Source organism: Massilia sp. TS11 (genome assembly GCF_022012445.1).
Lineage (GTDB): Bacteria > Pseudomonadota > Gammaproteobacteria > Burkholderiales > Burkholderiaceae_D > Telluria.
Window position 1 is genome coordinate 49,157 of sequence record NZ_JAKLTS010000011.1, and the last position, 19,701, is coordinate 68,857.

Below are 19,701 nucleotides of genomic sequence, written 5' to 3' on the forward strand. Positions count from 1 at the left end.
TTGCAGCCTAATAAAAGTACTCGTAGGAAGTGCTTTCATCTGGCTGGAATCATACAAGGATGGGCAATCGCCCATTTTTTTTTTGTTGATCCGCTTTGGAGTCATTACGTGCAGCAGTTTGAACTGATTGAAACCACCGTCACCGGCATGGGCTACGAGCTCGTCGAGGTCGAGCGCGCCGAGCGTGGGATCCTGCGCGTGTACATCGACTTTCCGCCCGAAACCGCCGAGGAAAAAGGCGCGATTTCGGTCGAGGATTGCGCGCTGGTCAGTCACCAGCTGTCGCACCTGCTGACGGTTGAAAACATTCCCTACGAGCGCCTGGAAGTGTCCTCGCCCGGCCTCGACCGGCCGCTGAAGAAGCTGTCCGATTATGTGCGGTTCGCCGGCTGTGAAGCGGTGGTGAAGCTGCGCATGCCGATGGCCGCCGCGGCGAACCGCAAGTCCTTCACCGGCATCTTGCAGGAGCCGGAAGGCGAGACTCTGGGTTTGGAATTTGAAGGTAAAGATGGTCCGGCAGTGTTGAATTTCACGCTGGCCGATGTAGATAAGGCACGCCTGGTTCCGCAGGTGACATTTGGGAGTCGCAAAGCATGAGTCGCGAAGTATTGTTATTGGTTGATGCGCTGGCGCGCGAGAAAAACGTCGACAAAGAAGTCGTTTTCGGTGCGCTCGAATTCGCGCTGGCGCAAGCCACGAAAAAACGCTACGAAGGCGATGTGGACATCCGCGTGTCGATCGACCGTGAGACGGGCGAGTTTGAATCCTTCCGCCGCTGGCACGTCGTGCCGGACGAGGCCGGTCTGCAGCTGCCCGACCAGGAAATCCTGCTGTTCGAAGCCAAGGAACAGATTCCCGATATCGAAGTCGACGAGTACATCGAAGAGCCGATCGAGTCGGTCGAATTCGGCCGCCGCTTCGCCCAGGACACCAAGCAGGTCGTGCTGCAGCGCGTGCGCGATGCCGAACGCGAGCAGATCCTGCAGGACTTCCTCGACCGCGGCGACGCCCTCGTGACCGGCACCATCAAGCGCATGGAGCGCGGTGACGCCATCGTCGAATCGGGCAAGATCGAAGCGCGTCTGCCGCGCGACCAGATGATCCCGAAAGAGAATCTGCGGATCGGCGACCGCGTGCGCGCCTTCATTCTGCGCGTCGACCGCAATGTGCGCGGCCCGCAGGTGATCCTGTCGCGCACGGCGCCGGACTTCATCGCCAAGCTGTTCGAACTGGAAGTGCCCGAGATCGAACAGGGCCTGCTCGAGATTAAATCGGCCGCCCGCGACCCGGGCGTGCGCGCCAAGATCGCCGTCTACACGGCCGACAAGCGCATCGATCCGATCGGCACCTGCGTCGGCATGCGCGGCTCGCGCGTGCAGGCCGTGACCGGCGAACTCGGCGGCGAACGCGTGGACATCGTGCTGTGGTCGGAAGACCCGGCCCAGTTCGTGATCGGCGCGCTGGCCCCGGCCAATGTGTCCTCGATCATGGTCGATGAAGACAAGCACGCGATGGACGTGGTGGTGGATGAAGAGAACCTGGCGATCGCGATCGGCCGCTCGGGCCAGAACGTGCGTCTGGCCTCGGAACTGACGGGCTGGAAGATCAACATCATGACGGCCGAGGAATCGGCCGACAAGCTGGCCCAGGAAACGGCCGCCACGCGCGCCCTGTTCATGGAAAAACTCGATGTCGACCAGGAAGTGGCCGACATCCTCGTCGACGAGGGCTTTGCCAGCCTCGAGGAAATCGCCTATGTGCCGATCTCCGAGATGCTCGACATCGAAGCCTTCGACGAAGACACCGTCAACGAGCTGCGCACCCGCGCCCGCGATGCCCTGGTGACCGAGGCGATCGCCTCGGAAGAGGGGCTGGAAGGCATGGACGAGGCCCTGGCCAACCTGGACGGCATGGACCGCGCCACGGCGGGCAAGCTGGGCCTGGCCGGCATCAAGACCCTGGCCGCCTTCGCGGGCCTGGCCTATGACGAGTTCGGCGCGATCCTGGCCCTGTCCACGGACCGTGCGCGCGACTTGATCAACAATGAATTTAATGATGTGACCGACGATGAGATGAAGCTGATCGACGCAAAATACGACGATCGCGCGAAGGGCCTGCAAGCCAAGGCCTGGAGCCTGGTGGACACCGCCAAGGCCTAAGCAGACATTACTTCATCTGATTCGACACGAGAAAAGAGGATTTGCATGGCGAGTAACAACGTAGCCCAATTTGCCACCGAACTGAAGATGCCGCCCGACGTGCTGCTAGCTCAGCTGCGCTCGGCCGGCGTCGACAAGAGTTCGGCGTCGGATCCCTTGTCGAAAGAAGATAAGGAAAAGCTGCTCGACCATCTGCGCCGTTCGCACGGCAGCGGCGAACCGGCGGAAAAGAAGAAGATCACGCTGACGCGCAAGGAAACCACCGAGATCAAGCAGGCCGATGCCACCGGCAAGTCGCGCACGATCCAGGTGGAAGTGCGCAAGAAGCGCACCTTCGTCCAGCGTGACGATCTGGTCGCCAGCGCCCCCGCGCCGGCCCCGGCCGCCGCGCCCGTGGTCGACCCGGCCGAACAGGCCCGGCGCGAGGAAGAAGCGCGCCGCCAGGCTGAACTGATCGCCCGTCAGGAAGCCGAACTGAAAGAAAAACAGGAGCGTCTGGCCAAGCTCGAAGCCGAGAAGGCCGAGCAGGCCCGTCAGGCCGAACTCGAAGCCAAGCGCCGCAGCGAAGAGCAGGCCAAGCGTGAAGCCGAGGCCGCCGCTGCCCACGCCGACAAGGCCGAGGACGAGTCGCGCAAGAAGGCCGAAGCCGAAGACGCCAAGCGCGCCGCCGAGCTGGCCGCCAAGGAAGCGGCCGACCGCGCCGCCGCCACCGAGCGCGCACGCCAGGCCGTGGCCGACGAAGTGGCCCAGATCAAGGCCATGATGAACGCCCCGCGCCGCGTGATGAAGGCGCCCGAGCCGACCGCCGCTCCGACCGCCGCCCCGGCCGCCAAGCCGAAATCGGCCGAAGGCACGCTGCACAAGCCGGCCGACAAGAAACCGGCCGCCGGCGCCGACAAGAAAGACGACAAGAAGGGCGACAAGAAATCGATCAAGTCGGCCAATGTGTCTTCGACCTGGCAGGACGAGCGCAATAAGCGCGGTGCTGGCGGTCCGAGCAAAGGCCGTGGCAACAGCCCGGCCGCGACCGGCGGCCGCGACGGCTGGCGCAGTGGCGGCAAGAGCCGCCGCGGCGGCCACCATGACGACCGCGAATCGAACTTCCAGGTGCCGACCGAGGCCGTGATCAAGGAAGTCTATGTGCCGGAAACCATCACCGTGGCCGAACTGGCCCACAAGATGTCGGTCAAGGCCTCCGAGGTCATCAAACAGCTGATGAAGCTCGGCCAGATGTGCACGATCAACCAGGTGCTCGACCAGGAAACGGCCATGATCGTGGTCGAGGAAATGGGCCACAAGGCCCACGCCGCCGAGGCCGACGATCCGGAAGCCATCCTGGCCGATCAGGGCGAGCACGCGCACTTCGAGTCGCTGCCGCGCGCCCCGGTGGTCACGGTCATGGGTCACGTCGACCATGGTAAGACCTCGCTGCTCGACTACATCCGGCGCGCTAAGGTCGCCGCCGGTGAAGCCGGTGGCATTACCCAGCACATCGGCGCCTACCACGTCGATACGCCGCGCGGCATCATCACCTTCCTCGACACCCCGGGTCACGAGGCCTTCACGGCCATGCGTGCGCGCGGCGCCAAGGCCACCGACATCGTGATTCTGGTGGTGGCCGGCGACGACGGCGTGATGCCGCAAACCAAGGAGGCGATCGCCCACGCGAAAGCGGCCGGCGTGCCCCTGGTGGTGGCCATCAACAAGATGGACAAGCCGGGCGCCAACGTCGAACGCGTGACCCAGGAACTGATCAACGAGCACGTGGTGCCGGAAGCCTACGGTGGTGAATCGCCGTTCGTGCCGGTGTCGGCCAAGACCGGCATGGGCATCGACTCCCTGCTCGAAAACGTGCTGCTGCAGGCCGAAGTGCTGGAGCTGACCGCCCCGGTCGAAGCGCCGGCGCGCGGCCTGGTGGTCGAAGCCCGTCTCGACAAGGGCCGCGGCCCGGTTGCCACCATCCTCGTGCAGAGCGGTACGCTCAAGCGCGGCGACGTGGTGCTGGCCGGTTCCTCGTATGGCCGCGTGCGCGCCATGCTGGACGAAAACGGCAAGGCGATCAGCGAAGCCGGCCCCTCGATTCCGGTCGAGATCCAGGGTCTGACCGAAGTCCCGGCCGCCGGTGAAGAAGCGATGGTCATGGCCGACGAACGCAAGGCGCGTGAAATCGCCCTGTTCCGTCAGGGTAAATTCCGCGACGTCAAACTGGCCAAGCAGCAGGCCGCCAAGCTCGAGAACATGTTCGAGCAGATGGCCGAAGGCGAAGTCAAGAACCTGCCCCTCATCATCAAGACCGATGTCCAGGGTTCGCAGGAAGCGCTGGTCGGCTCGATGCAGAAACTGTCGACCTCGGAAGTGCGGGTGCAGATCGTGCACGCGGCCGTGGGCGGCATTTCGGAATCGGACGTCAACCTGGCGGTGGCCTCGAAGGCCGTCATCATCGGCTTCAATGCGCGCGCCGATGCCCAGGCGCGCCGTCTGGCCGAAGCCAATGGCGTCGACATCCGCTACTACAACATCATCTACGACGCGATCGAAGATGTGAAAGCGGCCATGTCCGGCATGCTGGCGCCCGAGAAGCGCGAGCAGGTCACGGGCCAGGTCGAAATCCGTCAGGTCATCCTGGTGTCGAAAGTGGGCGCGATCGCCGGCTGTCTGGTCACCGATGGCGTGGTCAAGCGGACCTCCTCGGTGCGCCTGCTGCGCAACAACATCGTGGTCTGGACCGGCGAGATCGACTCGCTCAAACGCTTCAAGGACGACGCCAAGGAAGTGCGCGCCGGCTTCGAGTGCGGTCTGTCGCTCAAGGGCTACAACGACATCCAGGTGGGCGACACGCTGGAAGTGTTCGAAGTCCAGGAAATCGCCCGTACGCTGTAAGGGTCTATGGTCAAGCACAGTAAAACGATCCCGGCGCGCGGCCTGCGCGTCGCGGATCAGATCCAGCGCGATCTGTCCGAGCTCATCGCTTTTGAGCTGAAGGACCCGCGCGTCGGCATGATCACGATTTCCGAAGTCCAGCTCACGCCCGACTACGCGCACGCCAAGGTGTTCTTCACCACCCTGAAGGACGACCCGGCGGCGATCGAGCAATGCCTGCAGGGCCTGGCCAAGTCGGCCGGCTATCTGCGCAATCAGCTCGGCAAGCGCCTGCATATCCACACGCTGCCGCAGCTGCATTTCGTGCACGACACCTCGACCGCGCGCGGCATGGAAATGTCGCGTCTGATCGACGAGGCCAACGCCACCCGCGCCAAGGACGATCTTGAGCCTGACGCGTAAGCCGCGCGCCCTGGTCGACGGCGTTCTGCTGCTCGACAAACCGGAAGGTCTGAGCAGTAACGACGCCCTGATTCAGGCCAAGCGCATCCTCAATGCCAAGAAGGCTGGCCACACGGGCACGCTCGACCCCTTCGCCACCGGCCTGCTGCCGCTGTGCTTCGGCGAGGCGACCAAGTTCTCGCAGGACTTGCTGGAAGCCGACAAGACCTATGAAACGACGGTGCACCTGGGTGTCACGACGACCACCGGCGACACCGAAGGCGAGCGCGTGGCCGAGGCCCCGGTGCAGGTCGACGAGGCCCAGATTGCGGCCGTGCTGGCGCGTTTTCGCGGACCGATTCTGCAGGTGCCGCCGATGTATTCAGCCCTCAAGCGCGACGGCAAGGCCCTGTACGAATACGCGCGCGCCGGCATCACGCTGGAACGCGAGGCGCGTCCGGTCACCATCCATGCGCTCACCCTGCTCGGCTACGACGCGCCGCTGCTGCGCCTGCGCGTGACCTGCTCGAAGGGCACCTATATCCGCGTGCTCGGTGAAGACATCGGCGCCGCGCTCGGCTGCGGCGCCCATCTGCAGAGCCTGCGCCGCACCGGCGTCGGTGCGCTGACGCTGGACGGCGCCGTCACGCTCGAGGCCTTGCGCGCCAGCGCCGCACCGCACAGCCTGCTGGCCCCGGTCGATGCGCTGCTCAGCACCTTTCCCGCCCTGCAGCTCGATGACGAGCATGCGCGCCGCTTCCTGCATGGCCAGCGCCTGGCCCTGGGCAAGGCCCCGGCCATCGCGCTCCCGGCCACGCAGGGCAGGGTGCGCGTCTACCATGGCGCGCAGCTGCTCGGCACCGGCCTGCTGGGCGAGTACAGCATCCTCGCGCCCGAGCGCCTGATCGCCCGCCCGCCCGACCCCGTCTGAGCCGCGCGCGCGGCCCGATTTGCACGGTCATCACCCGGTCATGTTGGGATTGGGGTAAGGCGTGCTATAATCGTGGGTTACAGATTTCGCGGCGCGCTGCCGCGCCCGCCTTCCTCGCTTCCGATTACGACCATGTCCAATACCAAACGCGCTTTGCGCAACATCGCCATCATCGCCCACGTTGACCACGGCAAGACCACGCTCGTCGACAAGCTGCTGCGTCAGTCCGGCACCTTCCGTGAAAACCAGCAGGTGGAAAACCGCGTCATGGACTCGAACGACCTCGAGAAGGAACGCGGCATTACCATTCTGGCCAAGAACTGCGCGGTCGAATACGAAGGCACCCACATCAATATCGTCGACACCCCGGGCCACGCCGACTTCGGCGGCGAGGTCGAGCGCGTGCTGTCGATGGTCGACTCGGTGCTGCTGCTGGTCGACGCCCAGGAAGGCCCGATGCCGCAGACGCGTTTCGTGACGCGCAAGGCGCTGGCCCAGGGCCTCAAGCCCATCGTCGTGATCAACAAGATCGACCGTCCGGGCGCGCGTCCGGAGTGGGTGATCAACCAGACCTTCGAACTGTTCGACAAGCTCGGCGCCACCGACGAGCAGCTCGACTTCCCGGTCGTCTACGCCTCGGCCCTGAACGGCTATGCCTCGCTCGACGCGAATGTGCGCGAAGGCGACATGAAGCCCCTGTTCGACGCCATCCTCCAGCACGTGCCGGTGCGCGACGATGATCCGGACGGCCCGCTGCAGCTGCAGATTTCCTCGCTCGACTATTCCTCCTATGTCGGCAAGATCGGTATCGGCCGTATCAAGCGCGGCCGTGCGCGCGCCCTGCAGGACGTGATCATCCTGAACGGCCCCGACTCGACCCCGATCAAGGGCCGCATCAACCAGGTGCTGAAGTTCAAGGGCCTGGACCGCATCATCGTCGACGAAGCCGAAGCCGGCGACATCGTGCTGATCAACGGTATCGAAGAAGTCGGCATCGGCTCGACCGTGTGCGCCCCGGACACCCCGGACCCGCTGCCGATGCTGACCGTCGACGAGCCGACCCTGACCATGAACTTCATGGTCAACACCTCGCCCCTGGCCGGGCGCGAAGGCAAGTTCGTCACCAGCCGCCAGCTGCGCGAGCGCCTCGAGCGCGAACTCAAATCGAACGTGGCCCTGCGCGTGGCCCCGACCGACGACGACACGATTTTCGAAGTCTCGGGCCGCGGCGAACTGCACCTGACGATTCTGCTTGAGAACATGCGACGTGAAGGCTTTGAACTGGCCGTGTCGCGTCCGCGCGTGGTGTTCAAGATGATCGATGGCGTGCGCCACGAGCCGTATGAAAACCTGACCGTCGACGTCGAGGAAGCCAACCAGGGCGCCGTGATGGAAGAACTGGGCCGCCGCCGCGGCGACCTGCAGAACATGGAATCGGACGGCAAGGGCCGCGTGCGCCTCGAGTACCGCATTCCGGCCCGCGGCCTGATCGGCTTCCAGGGCGAGTTCATGACGCTCACGCGCGGCACCGGCCTGATGAGCCACGTGTTCGACGAATACGCGGCCGTCGATACCAGCAAGGGTGAACTGGCCGGCCGCCGCAATGGCGTGCTGATCTCGCAGGAAGACGGCACCGCCGTCGCCTATGCGCTGTGGAAGCTGCAGGACCGCGGCCGCATGTTCGTCGAGCACAACACCCCGGTCTACGAGGGCATGATCATCGGCATCCACTCGCGCGACAACGACCTCGTGGTCAACCCGATCAAGGGCAAGCAGCTGACCAACGTGCGCGCCTCGGGTACCGACGAAGCCGTGCGCCTGGTGCCGCCGATTCAGCTGTCGCTCGAATACGCGGTCGAATTCATCGAGGACGACGAGCTGGTCGAAATCACGCCGAAGAGCATCCGTCTGCGCAAGCGCTTCCTGAAAGAGCACGAGCGCAAGCGCAACGCGCGCGAAGGCGCGTAATTCCGCCTGGCGGGCCGCCGTGCGCGCGCCCGCCTGTCCGCACATGAAGACGCTTCCCAAACGCCGGGTGTCGGTCGCGCCCATGATGGACTGGACCGACCGCCACTGCCGCTATTTCCATCGCCTCATTTCGCGCCACACCTGGCTCTACACAGAGATGGTGACCACCGGTGCGCTCGTGCATGGCGATGTGGCGCGCCACCTGCGCTATCACGAGGCCGAGCATCCGGTCGCCCTGCAGCTGGGCGGCAGCGATCCGGCCGATCTGGCCACCAGCGCCCGCCTGGGCGAACAATGGGGCTATGACGAAATCAATCTGAACTGCGGCTGCCCGTCCGAGCGCGTGCAGAAGGGCGCGTTTGGCGCCTGCCTGATGGCCGAGCCCCAGCTGGTGGCCGACTGCGTGAAAGCCATGCGCGATGCGGTCAGCATCGAGGTCACGGTCAAGCACCGGATCGGCATCGACCAGATCGAGGACTACAGCTTCGTGCGCGATTTTGTCGGCACCGTGGCGGCGGCCGGCTGCCGCAGTTTCACCGTGCACGCGCGCAATGCCATCCTCAAGGGCCTGTCGCCCAAAGAAAACCGCGAGATCCCGCCGCTCAAGTACGAAGTGGCCTATCAGCTCAAGCGCGATTTTCCCGCGCTCGAAATCATCATCAACGGCGGCGTCAAGACGCTCGACGAGGTGGACCGCCATCTGGCCCATGTGGACGGGGTGATGATCGGGCGCGAGGCCTACCACAATCCCTGGCTGCTGGCCGAGGTCGACGCGCGCTTCTACGGCGACGCGCACGCCGTGCCGACGCGCGAACAGGTGCTGGCGGCCATGCTGCCCTATCTGGACGCCCAGCTGGCTTCGGACGAGGGCCGGCGCGGCCTGCGCCTGGGGACGATGACGCGCCACATGCTGGGTCTGTACGCGGGCCTGCCGGGTGCGCGCCATTTCCGCCGCCAGTTGTCGGATGCGAAATTGCTCGCTAGTAATGATATGCGTCAGATTCTCAACACGATCGGCCTCGCTGTAGCGTAGACCCCAGTCAATATTGTTGCTTCAATAGCTAATTTGTTTGGCATTTGGTATTGTTCGTGTGAAAGTTGAAAATTGGTGAGAATCCCCGTAGCTTTGCTTGCCTCAAGGCAAATCAGGGGAATATAATCCAAGCTCAAGCACTCTTTTCCGGGCCTTTGATTTTTTGGCAACGCAGAGTGAGTGCGGGCGGGGTAGGAGCCCGGGGTCAGACCGGGGTGGTTCGTCAACAGCGTTGAGTAAAAGAGATCACATGAATTTAACTTCTATGAAAGTCGGCACCCGCCTGGCGCTCGGCTTCGCACTGGTGCTGGTCCTGCTGGTCGTGGTGACCTTCGTCGGCATCGTCCAGATGGGCGGGATCGAGGACCGCCTGGTCCGTGTCGTCGAAGTCAATAACGTCGCCACCCGCAAGGTGCTGGACATGCGCACCAATGTGAGTGAGCGCATCCTGGCCCTCAAGCAGCTGACCCTGCTGACGGACGTGGACGCGATCGCTGGCGAACTGGCCAAGATCAAAGAGAAGGACGCCGCCTACGACGCCCTGAACAAGGACCTGACGGCCCTGTTCGGCAAGTATGGCACCTCGCAGGAAAACGCACTGCTGCAGGTGGTCAAGGAAAACGACGCCGCCGCCATGGCCGCCGTGCCCAAGGCCTCCGAAGCCTGGCTGGCCGCCAAGCCCGATGATGCGATGCGCATCTACCGCAAGGAAATCAAACCCTTCCAGACCAAGTGGCTGGAAGCGCTCGACCAGTTGGCCGCGACCGAAGACAAGCTGTCTTCGCAGTCCAAGGTCGACGCCGAGGAAGCCTACAAGAATGCGCGCAACACCATGATCATCCTCGGCGTCGTCGCCGTGCTGATGGGTCTGGGTGCTGCCACCGTGATCACGCGCAGCCTGCTCAAGCAGCTCGGCGGCGAGCCCGAGTACACGGCCGAAATCGCCGGCTCGATCTCGCACGGCGACCTGTCGATCTACATCGATACCGAGAAGGCCGAGAACGGTTCGCTGCTGTCCGAGATGAAGTCGATGCGCGACTCGCTGGTGTCGATCGTGGCCCAGGTGCGCGGCGGTACCGAGACGATCGGCACGGCCTCGCGTGAAATCGCGGCTGGTAACATCGACCTGTCCTCGCGTACCGAAATGCAGGCCTCGGCGCTCGAGAAGACCGCCTCGGCGATGGAAGAACTGACCTCGACCGTGAAGCAGAACGCCGATAACGCGCGCGAAGCCAATATGCTGGCCGCGAACGCCTCGGATGTGGCACGCAAGGGCGGCGAGGTGGTGTCCCAGGTGGTGGAAACCATGGGCTCGATCAACGAGTCGGCCAATAAGATCGTGGACATCATCGGCGTGATCGATGGCATCGCCTTCCAGACCAATATCCTGGCGCTCAATGCCGCGGTGGAAGCCGCCCGTGCTGGCGAGCAGGGCCGTGGTTTTGCCGTGGTGGCCTCGGAAGTGCGTAATCTGGCCCAGCGCTCGGCCGCTGCCGCCAAGGAAATCAAGACCCTGATCGGCGACTCGGCCGAAAAAGTCGAGCGCGGTTCCAAGCTGGTCGGCCAGGCCGGCGTGACGATGAACGAAGTGGTGTCCTCGGTCAAACGCGTGACCGACATCATGAGCGAAATCGCCAGCGCCTCGCAGGAGCAGAGCGCCGGCATCGAACAGGTAAACCTGTCGATCATCGAAATGGACAGCATGACGCAGCAGAACGCGGCCCTGGTGGAAGAAGCCGCCGCCGCCGCCCAGTCGCTGCAGGACCAGGCCAATGAATTGGCGCGCGTGGTCTCGATCTTCAAGCTGCAGGAAGGCGAGCAGGCGTATGTGGCCCCGGCCCCGGTGATCGTGTCGGCGCCGCCGGCCGCCGCCAGCGCCGAGAAGCTGCCGGTCAAGGCCGCCAAGCCGGCCCTGAAGACCCCGGCCCCGAAGAAGGAAAAACCGGCCCCCGCCCCGGCCGCAGATGAATGGGAAGAATTCTGATGATGAAGTTCCGTATTGCTGCCGCCTCGACCCTGCTGGCCGCAACGACCCTGGTGCATGCCGCGGAAACGCCGGCCCAATTGGACCAGAAGAATTGCAAGGTTGAGTATCCCAAGGCCTCGTTGATGAACGAGGAGCAGGGCGAAGTCGGCATGTCGTTTCTGGTAAATCCGGATGGCTCGGTGGCCGATTCCAAGATCGAGAAGTCGAGTGGCTTCAAGACCCTGGACAAAGCCACCGTGAAGATGATTGGCGCCTGCAAGTTCAAGCCCGGAACGAAGGATGGCGCGCCGGCCCAGACCTGGACGAAAGTCGAGTACGTCTGGAAGCTCTGAGCACGAAGACCAACGGGCTGATCTTTTTTTTGGGGAAGTAGAATGTCGACGAAAAACGCACTGCGTCAACTGTGGTGTGGCCTGATGCTGGCAGGCATGGCGAATGCTGTGCTGGCTGCCGAGGTGCCGGCCCAGTTTGATCCGAAGTCCTGCAAGATTGATTATCCGAAGGCCTCGCTCGTGAACGAGGAGCAGGGGACGGTGTCGCTGTCCATCCTGGTCAATGCCGACGGCAGCGTGGCCGAAGCCAAGGTCGACAAGACCAGCGGTTTCAAGAACCTGGACAAGGCAGCCCAGAAGGGTCTGTCCGCGTGCAAGTTCAAGCCCGGTTCGAAGGACGGTGCGCCGGCCCAGACCTGGACCAAGGTCGACTACGCCTGGAAGCTCGACTGAGCGCACCAGCACCCAAGAAGGGCGGCCTGCGGGCCGCCTTTTTATTTGCGCCAAGAAAAAATGGGGTCAGACCCCGATTTGTCGGCGGAGCAAGGGCGTCGGCGCGCAATGGGCTATTAATAAAGTAATTTGTTTACTTATTGCCCGGGCCGGTCTAGACTCGCGGCATGACTCAGCATCCCTACCTTCTGACGGCCACGGCCTGCCTGCTGGCCCTGCTCTCGACCGTCGGCGCGGCCCTGCCGTATCCGATTCTGCCGCCGCTGTTCGCGGCCGATGCGGCCAACTCCCTCAACCATTTTCTCGGCCTGCCGCCCAAGCTGTTGTTCGGCATTGCCCTGACCATCAATCCGATCGGCCTGCTGATCGGTTCGGCCGTGATCGGGCCGCTGTCGGACCGCTATGGCCGCCGCCAGATCCTGCTCGGCACGGCGCTCGGTGCGGCCGCTGGCCATGCGCTGACGGCGTTTGCCCTGGTGCTGCAGTCCTATCCGCTGTTTGTGCTGGCGCGCTTTGTCACGGGTCTGCTCGAAGGCAATGGTTCGGTCGCGCGGGCTCTGCTGGCCGACCAGCTCGATGGCAGCCTGCGCAGCCGCGCCTTTGCCTGGCTCAATGGCGCTTTCTATCTGGGCTGGCTGGCCGGGCCCTTGCTGGCCGGGCTGACCCTCGGCTTTGGGATTACCGTGCCCTTCTGGTGCGCGGTGGTGGCCCTGGTGCTGCTGGCCGGGCTCGTGGCCTGGGTGCTGCCGGCCGCGGAGTCGGCGGGGAAGAGTGGGCCGAGTTGGTGGGACGTCGCGCGCCAGCAACATGCGCTGAATCTGCTCCAGCACAGCTCGCTGCGCACCCTGTTCATCGCCCAGCTCGCTTACTTTTGCGGCGTGACCGGCTTCTACGAGTTCTATCCGCTCTGGCTGGTGGAGGTCGGCGGCTTCGATGCGCGCGCGATCGCCTGGGCCACGGCCATGATGTGCGCGGTGATGACCCTGACCTCGGCCCTGCTGGCCGGGCGCGAGAGCCGCACGGCGCCGCTGCGGCGCGCGGCCTGGATGGCGTTTCTGGTGACGGCGGCTGTACTGGCGGTGGCGGGCGGCAATCTGCTGATCGGCCTGTGCGCGATTGCCGCGTTCGGGGTCCCGCATGCCCTCTTCAACGGCGTGGTGCCGGCCTGGAGTTCGGAGCGCTTCGGCATGCACGGGCAGGGCGCGGTGATGGGCCTGCTGTCCTTCTGCTTCTGCCTGGCCAATATCCTCATGGCTCTGGCCGGTTCGGTGCTGACCCTGCTCGACACCCGCCTGATTCTGGCGGCCGGCGCCGTGCTGACGGCCTGGTCGGGCTGGCGCTTCCTGCGCTGGGACGCCGAGCTGCAGGCCGAGCGGGTGCCCGTATGAGCACCTTCGAGCGCATCCTGTTGCACCTGAAGATGCGCGGGGCCGCCACGGCCCAGGAAGTGGGCACGGCGATGGGCATCAGCTCGATGGGCGCACGGCGCCAGCTCGAACAGGCCGAGCAGGCGGGCCTGGCGCGCCATCAGGACAGCGCCGAGGGCGTCGGCCGGCCGGCGCGGCGCTGGTCGCTGACGGCCGCCGGCGATGCGCGCTTTCCCGACCGCCATGCCGACCTCAGCCTGCAACTGCTCGAGCAGCTGCGCGCCGTCTTCGGCGCGGCCGGACTGCAGCAGCTGATCGATGCGCGCGAACGCACGGCCGCCGCCCAGTACGCGGCTGCGCTGGCCGGGGCCGCCGATCTGGAGGAGCGGGTCGGGCGCCTGGCCAGCTTGCGCGCGGGCGAAGGCTATATGGCCGAAACCCGCACGGACGAGGACGGCAGCCTGCTGCTGCTCGAGAACCACTGCCCGATCTGCGCGGCCGCGCGCAGCTGCCAGGACCTGTGCCGCTCCGAGCTGGCCCTGTTCCAGCGCGTGCTCGGTCCGGGCTGCACGGTCGAGCGGCGCGAGCATATCCTGGCCGGTGCGCGCCGCTGCGCCTATCGCATCGTGCCGATCGGCAAGGTGTGAATTGGTGAGAATTAAAAATTGTCTTTATAGTATGATCGCTGGTTCGATCAATCCGGCCATCCTGCCGCCGATTTGTCGCTGGTCTGTCTGGAACACCCGACAAACTCGCGACAAATAGCGGTCTCGACATCGCGTAGCATGGTGGCCACCGCGTCCGCGTTCCTCCCACCATGGCTGTTTTTGCACTCTTCTTTGCAGCGCTTGCCAGTGCTGCCGCCACCCTGCTTTTGCGCTGCGCCGGCAGTGGGCTGTTTGCCGCCCGTTTGCCCGCGCTGATCGGCCCCTGGCTGCTGCCGGGCGCCGCGCTTGGCGCCTATGGCCTCGGCTTTCTGGCCTATGGCTTCGCCCTGCGCGAGCTGCCGGCCAGCCTGGCTTATCCGGTGATGACGTCGCTGGCCCTGCTGGTCACCGTCAGCGCCAGCTGGCTGTGGCTGGGCGAGCAGCTCGGTCTGCGCGCGCTCGGCGGCATCGTGCTGCTGCTGGCCGGCATCTACCTGATCGGAACGCGCTGAGATGGACAGCCTGCAACGACCGCTGGTGGTCGACCTCGACCGCGCCCTGCTGGCCTGCGATCTGGCCGCCGAAGGGCGCGCGCGGCGCTGGGTCGGCGCGCCGCTGGCCGCGCTCGGTCTGGGCGAGGCCGTGGCGGAGGAGGGCGAGCCCGATCCGGCCAATCTGCCCTGGAATGCGCCCGTGCTCGACTGGCTGCGCGCCCAGCACGCCGCTGGCCGCCGCCTCGTGCTGGCCTCCCATGCGCGCGACAGCTTCGTGCAGCGCGTGGCCCGTCATCTGGCCTTGTTCGATGCCGTGCTGCACTTGCCGGCCGGCGATGCCGATGCGCGCAGCGCCGCCCTGGTGGCGCGCTATGGCGCCGGCGGCTATGACTTCCTCGGCCATGGCGGCTGCGATCTGCCGGCCTTGAACAGTGCCGCCGGCGCCGTGCTGGTCGGTCCCGGCGCGGGTCAGCTGCAGACGGCCCCGCTGGCCACGCTGGCGGCGCCGCGCGCCGGCTGGCGCGTCTGGCTGCGCGCATTGCGTGTGCACCAGTGGGTGAAGAATCTGCTGGTGTTCCTGCCGCTGCTGGCCGCCCACAGCGCCGATCCGCGCCTGTGGGGCCAGGCCCTGCTGGCCAGCCTGGCGTTCGGCCTGTGCGCCTCTGCCGTGTATCTGCTCAACGATCTGCTCGACGTCGAGCACGATCGCCACCATCCGCGCAAGCGCCAGCGTCCGTTCGCGGCCGGGCTGCTGCGTGCCGACCAGGGCCTGCGCGTGGCGGCCCTGCTGGTCGGCGCCGCGGCGGTGGTGGCCAGTCTGCTGCCCTGGCGTTTCGGACTGGTGCTGGCCCTGTACGGCCTGATGACCAGCCTGTATTCGCTGGGCCTGAAGCGCATTGCGATTCTCGACGTGCTGTGGCTGGCCGCGCTGTACACGCTGCGCGTGCTGGCCGGTGCGGCCGCCTGCGCGATCCTGCCCTCGGTCTGGCTGCTGTGCTTCTCGATGTTTGCCTTCCTCAGCCTGGCCTGCCTGAAACGCTACACCGAACTGATCGACCTGCAGCAGCGCGAAGGCGCCGAAGCGCGCGGGCGCGGCTACCAGACCGACGACCTGTCGCTGGTGGCGGTGCAGGGCAATGCGGCCGGCTACCTGGCCGTGCTGGTGCTGATTTTGTACATCAATTCGCGCGATGTCGGCCCGCTCTATCCTTCGCCCTACTGGCTGTGGGGCGTGGCCCTGGTGCTGATGTACTGGTTCAACCGCTCGTGGTGGCTGGCCCACCGCGGCCGCCTGCATGACGACCCGATCGTCTACGCCGTGCGCGACCGCGCCAGCCGCTGGCTCGGCCTGACGGCCCTGGCCTGCCTGCTGCTGGCGAGCTGGCCTGCATGAGGGCGCGTCCCGGACTGCTGGCGGCCTTGCTGGTGACGCTGGCCGCTGCCGTGCTCGGACGCGAGCAGCGCCTGGCCGGCGACGGCGGCGAATACCTGATGATGGCCCTGGCCTGGGCGCATCACGCCAGCCCCGTGCTGAGTCCCGAGGATTTCCGCCAGCTCGTGGCCCAGCCCTGGTCCTGGCTCGGCAGCTGGAATGCGCCGGCCGAAACATACCAGACGCTGCTGTCCAAGCTGGGTACGCCCGCACCCACGAGCTGGGCCGGCTATGCCTGGTCTGACGGCCGCCACATCCACGCCATCCACTTCTGGCTGCTGTCCCTGTTCGCCGCTCCGTTCGCGGGACCGCTGGCCGCCATGCATGCCAATCCCCTGTGGTCGCTGCTGCTGGTGAACCTCGGCTGTGTGCTGCTGGTGGCGCACCGGCTTGCCCGCCAGCTGCCGGACTGGGCCGACGCCGGCCTGCTCGCCTTCTTTGTCAGCGGCACCAGCTTCTACCTGGCCTGGACCGGCACCGAAGTGATGAGCGCCGCCTGCGTGCTGCTGTCGGTGCTGGCCGCGCTGCGTGGCGCGGTCGGCGCCGCGATGCTGGCGGCCGGTATCGGCGCCGCTCAGACGCCATCGCTGCTGGCCTTGCTGCCGCTGGCGCCTTTCCTCCAGCTGGTGCGCCTGCGCTGGGCCGCCTGGCTGCCGCCGGGACCGCCTGTGCGCGCCTGGTCGCGGCGCGACTATGCGGGCGCCGTGACCGGCATCGTCCTCGGCATGCTGCCGTTCGTGTGGTTCCAGATCATGATCGGCGTGCCCAGCATTCCCGGCAAGTATGCGACCGTGCCCGAATGGCTGAGCTGGAACCGCCTGCATTCGCTGTACTTCGATCTGAGCCAGGGCATGCTGGTGTGCTTGCCCGGCGTCGGCCTGGCCTTTGTGCTGAGCCTGCTGCTCGTGCGTCGCGAGGCGCGCCGCGCGAGCTGGACCTGGAGCGGCCTGATGCTGGCGCTGATGCTGGTGATGTCGGTGCCCCAGGCGACCGCCCTGAACTGGAATTCCGGCGCCGTGGTGGTGGCGCGTTACGCCTACTGGCTGGCGATGCCGCTGCTGGCCGCCGTGCTGCTGGCCCTGCCGCAGATGACGCGCGCGCGCGCCTGGTGCGTGCTGGGCGTGCTGTTTGCCGCCCAGGCCGTCGTGCTGCGGGCCGAGGGCTGGTATGGTCAGAAGGGCGACTATGCCCACCACGGCGCGCTGGCGCAGCGTGTGCTCGCGCGCGCCCCGGCCTGGTACAACCCCGATCCCGAAATCTTCTACGAGCGCAGCGGCCACGGCGACGGCAACGTCCCGATCAATGAGGACGCCTTCGCCGTCTGGCGCGTGGACGGCCATTTGCGCAAGCTGCTGCGCCACAGCAGCCAGACGAGCGGACCGGCTGGCCTCTGTCCGCCCGGATTTCGGCTCGAGGGCAGCGCCGTGCGCCGCGTCGACCGCGGCTGGGAATACCTGCATGCGCCGTTCCATTGCGAACGCGGTCAGCAAAGCGAAGTCGTGCAGTGCTGGCATTTTGCTCAGGGCGATCCGAGCGGCCAGCCGTTGCTGGGCTCGGGCTGGTCGCTGATGGAAGGCGAGGGCATTTGGAGCGAAGGGCCGCGCAGTCTGCTTACGCTGCCGGAACTGGCGCCGGGCGGGCACTACCGCCTGCATCTGCGCGGCGTCTACTACGGCGACCAGCGCAGCAGCGAGGTGCTGATCAATGGCCGCGCGCTCGGCAGCTTCGCCCTGAGCGAAGCCAGCATCAATCTGCCCGACGATCTGCGCGGGCCGCTGCACCTCGAGCTGCGCCATCCGCGCGCCCAGTCGCCCAAGGCGCGTGGCGAGTCGGCCGATGGGCGCCTGCTCGGCCTCTACCTGCGCAGCCTGACGCTGGAACGCCTGCCGCCGCCCGAACGCCGGGAATTCCTTGACCTGAGTCAATGACCAGCGGGGCAGGGAGTCGCTAGCATCGGCCCTTTCCAGCCAAGCCAGCGAGACCATGAATCTCTCCCAAGCCCTGCTGCGCGCACTCGCCGACCGCGGTGCGCGCGAAGTCTTCGGTATCCCCGGCGACTTCGTCCTGGGACTGTTCCGCCAGATTGAAACGGCGGGCATCCTGCCCCTGATCACCCTCAGCCACGAACCGGCGATTGCGTTTGCCGCCGACGCCGCGGCGCGCTACCGGGCCGGGCTCGGCGTGGTGGCCGCGACCTATGGCGCTGGCGCCCTGAATCTGGTCAATGCCGTCGCCTCCGCCTATGCCGAGAAGGTGCCGCTGGTGGTGCTGTCGGGCGCGCCCGGGCGGCACGAGCGGCGCAGCGGCCTGATGCTGCATCACCAGGTCAAGCACCTCGATTCCCAGGCCGCGATCTTCCGCGAGATCACCTGCGACCAGGTGGTGCTCGACGATCCCGACACCGCGCCGGCCCTGATCGCGCGCGCCCTGCAGCGCTGCCGCAGCGCCTCGCGCCCGGTGTATATCGAGATCCCGCGCGACATGGTCGACCAGGCCTGCGGCGCCGTGCCGCCCGATGCGCCGGCCACGCCCGACCATGCGGCCATCGCCGCCTGCGTCGACGAAGTGCTGACCCGCCTGGCCAGCGCCAGTGCGCCGCTGCTGATGGTCGGCGTCGAAATCCGCCGCTACGGCATTGAAGCCAAGGTGGCCCGGCTGGCGCGCCTGCTCGGCGTGCCGGTGGTCAGCACCTTCATGGGCCAGGGCCTGCTGGCCGAGACCGATGCGCCGCTGCTCGGCACCTACCTCGGGCGCGCCGGCGATCCGGCCGTGACGGCCGCGGTCGAAGGCTCGGACGCGCTGCTGATGCTCGGCGTGATCCTGTCCGACACCAATTTCGGCGCCCAGCAGCAGGAGATCAATCTGCACAAGTGCATGGTTGCGACCGACGGCCAGGTGGCGATGGGCTACCACGTGTATCCGCAGATCGCGCTGGAAGCCCTGGTCGACGGCCTGCTGGCCCAGGCCACCCCGATCGGCGAGGCGACCGCGCACCAGCCGGCAGCGCCGCTGAGCGGCCTGGTGCAGGACGACAGCCCGGTATCGCCGAGCGACATCGCGCGCGCCATCAACGACCTGATGGCGCGGCACGGGCGCATGCCGATCGCGTCCGACGTCGGCGACTGCCTGTTCACCGCGCTCGACATCGCCAACACCGCGCTGGTGGCGCCCGGCTACTACGCGACGATGGGCTATGGCGTGCCGGCCGGGATCGGCATTCAGGCCAGCAGCGGCGAGCGCCCGCTGGTGCTGGTCGGTGATGGTGCCTTCCAGATGACCGGCTGGGAGCTAGGCAACTGCCAGCGTTACGGCTACGACCCGATCGTCATCGTCTTCAACAACTGCAGCTGGGGCATGCTGCGCGCCTTCGAGCCCCAGGCCGGCTTCAACCGCCTGAGCGACTGGCATTTCGCCGATGCCGCGCGCGCGTTGGGCGGCGATGGCGAGCGCGTGCACACGCGGCGCGCGCTGGGCGACGCGCTCGAGCGTGCCTGGCAGCGGCGCGGCCGATTCCAGCTGATCGAAGTGATGATTGCCGACGGCGCCGTCTCCGCGACGCTCGACCGCTTCGTTGCCGGCGTGCGCCGCCTGCACGCCCCCGCCTGCGCCTAAGCAAAATCGGGGTCAGACCCCATTTATCCGGCAGGTAACAAGACGCGGAAAATCGGGGTCAGACCCCAATTTCCCCGTGCGGAAA

16 protein-coding genes are annotated in these 19,701 nt (G+C 66.2%); all 16 read left to right on the forward strand.

Annotated elements, in window-relative coordinates; all coding sequences use genetic code 11:
- Window positions 1–108 precede the first annotated feature (108 nt).
- The 16 genes from rimP to ipdC all read left to right on the forward strand — a co-directional run bounded on the left by rimP (window position 109) and on the right by ipdC (window position 19,616).
- Window positions 109–597: a ribosome maturation factor RimP gene (gene rimP, locus LZ005_RS16345; protein WP_237809375.1), complete on the forward strand. Its 489-nt coding sequence runs from the start codon at window positions 109–111 to the stop codon at window positions 595–597.
- Window positions 594–2,159 carry a transcription termination factor NusA gene (gene nusA, locus LZ005_RS16350; protein WP_237809388.1) on the forward strand — a complete coding sequence of 522 codons (1,566 nt, stop codon included), beginning with the start codon at window positions 594–596 and terminating at the stop codon, window positions 2,157–2,159. Before rimP ends, nusA begins: the two co-directional genes overlap by 4 nt.
- Window positions 2,160–2,204: 45 nt before the next feature.
- Window positions 2,205–5,039 (forward strand): translation initiation factor IF-2, encoded by a 2,835-nt coding sequence (infB, locus tag LZ005_RS16355; protein WP_237809395.1) that lies wholly within the window; start codon window positions 2,205–2,207, stop codon window positions 5,037–5,039.
- Between the two features lie 6 nt (window positions 5,040–5,045).
- On the forward strand, window positions 5,046–5,441 hold the full coding sequence (rbfA, locus tag LZ005_RS16360) for a 30S ribosome-binding factor RbfA (protein ID WP_237809401.1): 396 nt from the start codon (window positions 5,046–5,048) through the stop codon (window positions 5,439–5,441).
- The gene (gene truB / locus LZ005_RS16365; protein WP_237809415.1) at window positions 5,425–6,351 is read left to right on the forward strand and encodes a tRNA pseudouridine(55) synthase TruB; all 927 of its coding nucleotides are present in this window, start codon (window positions 5,425–5,427) and stop codon (window positions 6,349–6,351) included. Before rbfA ends, truB begins: the two co-directional genes overlap by 17 nt.
- Before the next feature lie 132 nt (window positions 6,352–6,483).
- On the forward strand, window positions 6,484–8,319 hold the full coding sequence (typA, locus tag LZ005_RS16370; protein WP_237809422.1) for a translational GTPase TypA: 1,836 nt from the start codon (window positions 6,484–6,486) through the stop codon (window positions 8,317–8,319).
- Between the two features lie 43 nt (window positions 8,320–8,362).
- Window positions 8,363–9,352, forward strand: a complete 990-nt coding sequence (gene dusA / locus LZ005_RS16375; protein ID WP_237809424.1) for a tRNA dihydrouridine(20/20a) synthase DusA — start codon at window positions 8,363–8,365, stop codon at window positions 9,350–9,352.
- 250 nt (window positions 9,353–9,602) lie between these two features.
- Window positions 9,603–11,336 (forward strand): methyl-accepting chemotaxis protein, encoded by a 1,734-nt coding sequence (locus LZ005_RS16380; protein WP_237809432.1) that lies wholly within the window; start codon window positions 9,603–9,605, stop codon window positions 11,334–11,336.
- Window positions 11,336–11,671, forward strand: a complete 336-nt coding sequence (locus LZ005_RS16385) for an energy transducer TonB (protein ID WP_237809434.1) — start codon at window positions 11,336–11,338, stop codon at window positions 11,669–11,671. Before LZ005_RS16380 ends, LZ005_RS16385 begins: the two co-directional genes overlap by 1 nt.
- An 84-nt stretch (window positions 11,672–11,755) precedes the next feature.
- On the forward strand, window positions 11,756–12,064 hold the full coding sequence (locus LZ005_RS16390) for an energy transducer TonB (RefSeq protein ID WP_237809639.1): 309 nt from the start codon (window positions 11,756–11,758) through the stop codon (window positions 12,062–12,064).
- A 167-nt stretch (window positions 12,065–12,231) separates the two neighbouring features.
- Window positions 12,232–13,452, forward strand: coding sequence for an MFS transporter (locus tag LZ005_RS16395; protein ID WP_237809436.1), 1,221 nt, complete (start codon window positions 12,232–12,234; stop codon window positions 13,450–13,452).
- Complete coding sequence (locus tag LZ005_RS16400) at window positions 13,449–14,078, forward strand: metalloregulator ArsR/SmtB family transcription factor (RefSeq protein WP_237809438.1); 630 nt, start codon at window positions 13,449–13,451, stop codon at window positions 14,076–14,078. The genes LZ005_RS16395 and LZ005_RS16400 overlap by 4 nt, the downstream gene beginning before the upstream one ends.
- A gap of 170 nt (window positions 14,079–14,248) precedes the next feature.
- Complete coding sequence (locus LZ005_RS16405; RefSeq protein WP_237809445.1) at window positions 14,249–14,590, forward strand: multidrug efflux SMR transporter; 342 nt, start codon at window positions 14,249–14,251, stop codon at window positions 14,588–14,590.
- A gap of 1 nt (window position 14,591) precedes the next feature.
- Entirely contained in the window at window positions 14,592–15,965 is a 1,374-nt protein-coding gene (locus tag LZ005_RS16410) for a UbiA family prenyltransferase (protein ID WP_237809447.1), read from the forward strand.
- A complete protein-coding gene (locus tag LZ005_RS16415; RefSeq protein ID WP_237809449.1) occupies window positions 15,962–17,932 on the forward strand; it encodes a hypothetical protein in 1,971 nt (656 codons plus the stop codon). Before LZ005_RS16410 ends, LZ005_RS16415 begins: the two co-directional genes overlap by 4 nt.
- A 55-nt stretch (window positions 17,933–17,987) precedes the next feature.
- Window positions 17,988–19,616, forward strand: a complete 1,629-nt coding sequence (gene ipdC / locus LZ005_RS16420) for an indolepyruvate/phenylpyruvate decarboxylase (protein ID WP_237809458.1) — start codon at window positions 17,988–17,990, stop codon at window positions 19,614–19,616.
- Window positions 19,617–19,701 lie beyond the last annotated feature (85 nt).

Excerpts from the sequence above, each read along its gene's own strand:
- LZ005_RS16385 (WP_237809434.1), top strand. The coding sequence starts at position 11,336 with ATGATGAAGTTCCGTATTGCTGCCGCCTCGACCCTGCTGGCCGCAACG.
- ipdC (WP_237809458.1), top strand. The coding sequence starts at position 17,988 with ATGAATCTCTCCCAAGCCCTGCTGCGCGCACTCGCCGACCGCGGTGCG.
- rbfA (WP_237809401.1), top strand. The coding sequence starts at position 5,046 with ATGGTCAAGCACAGTAAAACGATCCCGGCGCGCGGCCTGCGCGTCGCG.
- LZ005_RS16405 (WP_237809445.1), top strand. The coding sequence starts at position 14,249 with ATGGCTGTTTTTGCACTCTTCTTTGCAGCGCTTGCCAGTGCTGCCGCC.
- LZ005_RS16415 (WP_237809449.1), top strand. The coding sequence starts at position 15,962 with ATGAGGGCGCGTCCCGGACTGCTGGCGGCCTTGCTGGTGACGCTGGCC.
- infB (WP_237809395.1), top strand. The coding sequence starts at position 2,205 with ATGGCGAGTAACAACGTAGCCCAATTTGCCACCGAACTGAAGATGCCG.
- nusA (WP_237809388.1), top strand. The coding sequence starts at position 594 with ATGAGTCGCGAAGTATTGTTATTGGTTGATGCGCTGGCGCGCGAGAAA.
- LZ005_RS16400 (WP_237809438.1), top strand. The coding sequence starts at position 13,449 with ATGAGCACCTTCGAGCGCATCCTGTTGCACCTGAAGATGCGCGGGGCC.
- LZ005_RS16380 (WP_237809432.1), top strand. The coding sequence starts at position 9,603 with ATGAATTTAACTTCTATGAAAGTCGGCACCCGCCTGGCGCTCGGCTTC.
- LZ005_RS16390 (WP_237809639.1), top strand. The coding sequence starts at position 11,756 with ATGCTGGCAGGCATGGCGAATGCTGTGCTGGCTGCCGAGGTGCCGGCC.
- LZ005_RS16395 (WP_237809436.1), top strand. The coding sequence starts at position 12,232 with ATGACTCAGCATCCCTACCTTCTGACGGCCACGGCCTGCCTGCTGGCC.
- dusA (WP_237809424.1), top strand. The coding sequence starts at position 8,363 with ATGAAGACGCTTCCCAAACGCCGGGTGTCGGTCGCGCCCATGATGGAC.
- LZ005_RS16410 (WP_237809447.1), top strand. The coding sequence starts at position 14,592 with ATGGACAGCCTGCAACGACCGCTGGTGGTCGACCTCGACCGCGCCCTG.
- typA (WP_237809422.1), top strand. The coding sequence starts at position 6,484 with ATGTCCAATACCAAACGCGCTTTGCGCAACATCGCCATCATCGCCCAC.